The sequence below is a fragment of the Niallia laureatilytica genome (assembly GCF_046613985.1).
GTDB lineage: Bacteria > Bacillota > Bacilli > Bacillales > Cytobacillaceae > Niallia.
Genome location: NZ_JBKKHP010000030.1, coordinates 1 through 4,101, shown reverse-complemented (window position 1 = coordinate 4,101; position 4,101 = coordinate 1). Strand labels below are relative to the sequence as shown.

3 protein-coding genes are annotated in these 4,101 nt (G+C 36.1%); 2 read left to right on the top strand and 1 reads right to left on the bottom strand.

The annotated features are described in order from the left end of the window. Positions 1-729: 729 nt before the first annotated feature. Positions 730-1,362, top strand: coding sequence for a trimeric intracellular cation channel family protein (locus tag ACLIJJ_RS26715; RefSeq protein ID WP_233318041.1), 633 nt, complete (start codon positions 730-732; stop codon positions 1,360-1,362). A gap of 412 nt (positions 1,363-1,774) precedes the next feature. Here ACLIJJ_RS26715 and pdxR read toward each other — a convergent pair whose 3' ends face one another. Further along, positions 1,775-3,172, bottom strand: coding sequence for a MocR-like pyridoxine biosynthesis transcription factor PdxR (gene pdxR, locus ACLIJJ_RS26710; RefSeq protein ID WP_411412007.1), 1,398 nt, complete (start codon positions 3,170-3,172; stop codon positions 1,775-1,777). Positions 3,173-3,311: 139 nt separating this feature from the next. On the opposite strand from pdxR, the gene ACLIJJ_RS26705 reads away from it, so the two are divergent. After that, a complete protein-coding gene (locus ACLIJJ_RS26705) occupies positions 3,312-3,839 on the top strand; it encodes an ECF transporter S component (protein WP_233318035.1) in 528 nt (175 codons plus the stop codon). The last annotated feature ends 262 nt before the right edge of the window (positions 3,840-4,101 follow it).

Sequence of the window (4,101 nt, the reverse complement as noted above, 5' to 3'; positions counted from 1 at the left end):
TTTTACATACTTGCAGGTCTTTTTATTTTCTCTAAAACCTTTCTTTAAAACTTGAAACTAAGTAGAATTGACGAGTTTATGAATAAATTTAGTTAAGCTAACAGGAGCGATAGTTTATGAACAGGGATAATTATATATAGTCTAATTTATATGTAGATTCTTTGAGTTTTACCATGTTATCTAGATGCCACGAGGGAAATGTCCAATAGAGCTCAAGATTCTTAATTGCTGCCATTAGGAACGCTCCCTAAAAATCAATGGACATGTTACCAAGAAGGGGTACCTATACAGCCAATAAGAAAGTGTTTAAATTTGGTGGTGAATACGTCTAACCCTTCGATATATAAGGGATCAGGCGTATTTTTATTATATTCAATTTTCATTCAAATAAGGATTAACGAGTTAACGCTCATTTACTGCGTGTTCAAAAGGTATAATAGTTTGATTATTTCCCTGTCTTTTCGCCACGGGCAAGTATTCTAGGAACACGATTGTACTGAAAAGATAACCTTTTTTGTTGAAGGAAATGTAATGCGAAAAGACAATCTAGGATGGTTGCTTCAAAGCGAAATAATAATTAAAGATAAATGTTTGATTGGCTTAGGTAGAGAGTTTAAGAGATTTATAATGGCCCAATGAACAAAAAATAAATTTAGGTTGTATAAATGCATAGTCAGAATTTATAATTATATGGGTTATTAAAGAAATAAAGATAGGAGCAAAAGAGTTATGTCCTGGGACATTTGGAATTATCTCGGCACTATCGCATTTGCGATTAGTGGGGCGCTTATTGCCTCGGAAGAAGATTATGACCTTATCGGATACTATGCATTAGGCTTTATAACTGCTTTTGGAGGCGGAGCTATACGGAATTTATTGATAGGGGTGCCAGTTTCGGCATTATGGGAACAAAACACATTATTTCTACTAACATTCCTATTGATTACGGTCATATATTTTATACCTATTCAAAAAATTGTTAGTTGGAAGCATTGGTATTATTCATTTGGTCTAACAGATGCGGTTGGATTAGTGGCTTTCGCCATTCAAGGTGCTCTTTACGCGAAAAATTCAGGATTACCTGCAAGTGCTAGTATTGCTTCTGCTTTATTAACCGGTGTAGGTGGAGGTATCATTCGAGATGCCTTAGCGAAAAGACAGCCATTTGTTTTTAAATATGAACTATATGCTTTTTGGACTATCATTACGGGGGCTTTAATAGGTCTTAATTTTATTAATGGGACTATCGAAACTTACGTATTATTTATAGTAATTGTTGTCTTAAGGATGTTGTCTTTAAAATATAAATGGCATATTCCAAGGCCAAAAAGACAAGCATCTAATACTGAAAAAGCAATTTAATCATAGTGAAATTTTCTTCGAGCAGGGCACACCAGATAAAAAAGAAGTCTGGGATAAGCATTGTTGCAGGAACTTTTTATTGAAATAACTCCTAGTGAGTGGCTGTTTTATTTAAACAGGAATAACAGTGAAGATTTGTGAAATGAATGATTTAGTTTTATAAGGTTTAAATCATGCTGCCGCAACGGTAGCTTTTTTTTATGTGAAAAAAGGGTTATTAAAAAGATCAAAATTGATAAAATCGCTCTGTCAAAAATTAAAGCCTCGAAAAAGACTTTTGAACACCCAAAAGGGGGATTTGTTATCTTAGAACTACAGTTAGGAAGAGGGTAACTAAATAAAAAAAACTGTCAAAACCACATAGTCATAAAAATACCGGAAAGCTCTTCCGGCATTTTATGACTGCCTCTAATTATTTTGCTATTCCCCAACACTGCATTAATTGGTGAATACCGTCCTCGATTTTTTCTATTGGAATACCGCCAAATCCTAACAAAAATGTTGGATACTTATATTCTATTGGTTTTAACAGATAATCAGTTACCGGGTAAATGGCGATGGAGCTTTCTGCCGCAATTGTTTTTAACTCCTTTTCACTTTTCTGCAGGGGAAGGGAAATTAAAATATGCATCCCAGCCTGATCTCCGGTGATAATGACTTCAGGATAATCTGTTTTAAAGATATAGGTCAGTTTATCAAGCTTTTTATGGTAAATTTTCCGCATACGGTTTAGGTGTTTTGAAAAATAACCGTCTTTCATGAAGCTAGCTACTATATGCTGGTCAAATCTCGGAACTGTTGCTGAATAATAACTGAAAGTTTCTTTATATTTTTTTAGCAATGTTGAAGGCAAAACAAAATAAGCCACTCGTAATGAAGGCATTAATGACTTGGTAAACGTACTCAGATAAATCACCTTATCGTTTTTGTCCATTCCTTGCAATGCGGGAATCGGTTTTCCAGTGTAACGAAATTCACTGTCGTAATCATCTTCAATGATGTAGCGATTTTCAACTTTTGCTGCCCAATGCAATAACTGTGTTCTTCTCGTGGCGGAAAGAACTGCACCTGTCGGAAATTGGTGCGAAGGTGTGATGTAAACCACATTTGCGTTTGTTTTTTTTAGTTCATCTACAATTAATCCATCTTCATCAACTGGAATCGGAATTGCTTTGTTTTGCAGATGAATTCTTGGGATTGCTGAATAGCCAGGATTTTCGAGGGCGAAGTTTGAATCATTTTCAAGCAGCCTTAAAATCATAGGAAGAAGTTGTTCCGTTCCAGAACCAATCACTATTTGCTCCGGTTTACACACAATCCCCCTTGATTGATAAAGATATTTTGCTATTTCAGTCCGTAACGCGTATTCTCCTTGGGGTTCTCCAATCTGCAGCAGCTCCTTGGAAGGAAGATCATATAGATTTTTTGCATATTTTCTCCACTGTGAAAAAGGAAAGGAATCTGTATCAATTTTTCCTGGGTGAAAGTCAAACTGGATAATTTTTTCCTCAGTATCCTCCACTGGCAGCTCGACCTGCTCTGTTCCGATATAAGGTAATTCATTAATATCCTCTACAAAAAAACCAACCCGCGGTTTTGAGACAATAAAGCCCTCTGCAATCAGCTGAGCATATGCAACTTCTACGGTTGTTTGACTGATATTTAAAAATTCGGCCAACTTTTTTTTAGATGGCAGCTTCGTTCCAACTTCAATTTGTTGGCTCAAAATGGCGGTTTTAATTCCAATATAAAGCTGTTCATACAAGGGTTTTGTTGCATGTTTATTCAATTCAAACATAAGCATATCCATTCAAGAATCCTCCTCTCTGACCATGTTATATTTTAAAAAAGTGGCACTTTTTATATTGTCAGATTTCATTATACTAGTAATCATTAAAGAAGTGGAGATTCTTTTGAACACACACTCCGAAATAACGAGGGGGATTTACATGTTTACGACAGAACATAATAAAACGAGAACTCTGGTTCTTAATGCACTTTTTATTACCTTAACTTTCCTAGCTACTATGTTTATCAACATTAGGCTGCCACTGATGGGTAACGGGGGCCTCATTCATTTAGGTAACGTGCCGCTTTTGATTGCTGCCTTTGTATTTGGTAAAAAATCAGGCGCAATAGTGGGAGCCTTCGGAATGGCTCTGTTCGATATTGTTTCAGGCTGGACATTATGGGCTCCGTTTACATTTGTTATCGTTGGTGCAATGGGATATGTAGCTGGCCTTATTGCTGAAAAGATGCCTGGCAAAAAGGTATACGTACACGTACTGGCAGTGGCTGTTGCCCTTATTATCAAAGTTGTCGGCTACTATTTTACAGAAGTTATCCTTTATAGCAACTGGATTCAGCCGTTCGGCTCTATCCCAGGTAACATCATGCAGCTCGTTATTGCCGGCATCATCGTCGTGCCTCTAGCAAATGGGTTTAAGCAAAGAATTGGGCGTTCAAAATCAATCTAGTTTTGATGACCGGCTCTGTCCGGTCTTTTTGTTCGAATACTTTTGTAGCGTGAAGTTTTTAATGAAGCGGGAGTTACCTTAATATCAGTAAAAGTGGTGGCTAAGACCCAATTTAAAATGTCTAATCCACATGGAGGGTTAGCCACTTATATAAATTTATTTAAAAAAACTATAAAAAATATGTTGACGAATATAATATAGTTTTTATATAATAACTTTTGTCGCCAAATAAGAAGTTTACTTGGCTACTAGAATTAATGGT

What these genes read in the sequence shown, in the direction of transcription:
- ACLIJJ_RS26715 (WP_233318041.1), top strand. Translation starts at nt 730, where the DNA reads ATGTCCTGGGACATTTGGAATTATCTCGGCACTATCGCATTTGCGATT.
- pdxR (WP_411412007.1), bottom strand. Translation starts at nt 3,172, where the DNA reads ATGGATATGCTTATGTTTGAATTGAATAAACATGCAACAAAACCCTTG.
- ACLIJJ_RS26705 (WP_233318035.1), top strand. Translation starts at nt 3,312, where the DNA reads ATGTTTACGACAGAACATAATAAAACGAGAACTCTGGTTCTTAATGCA.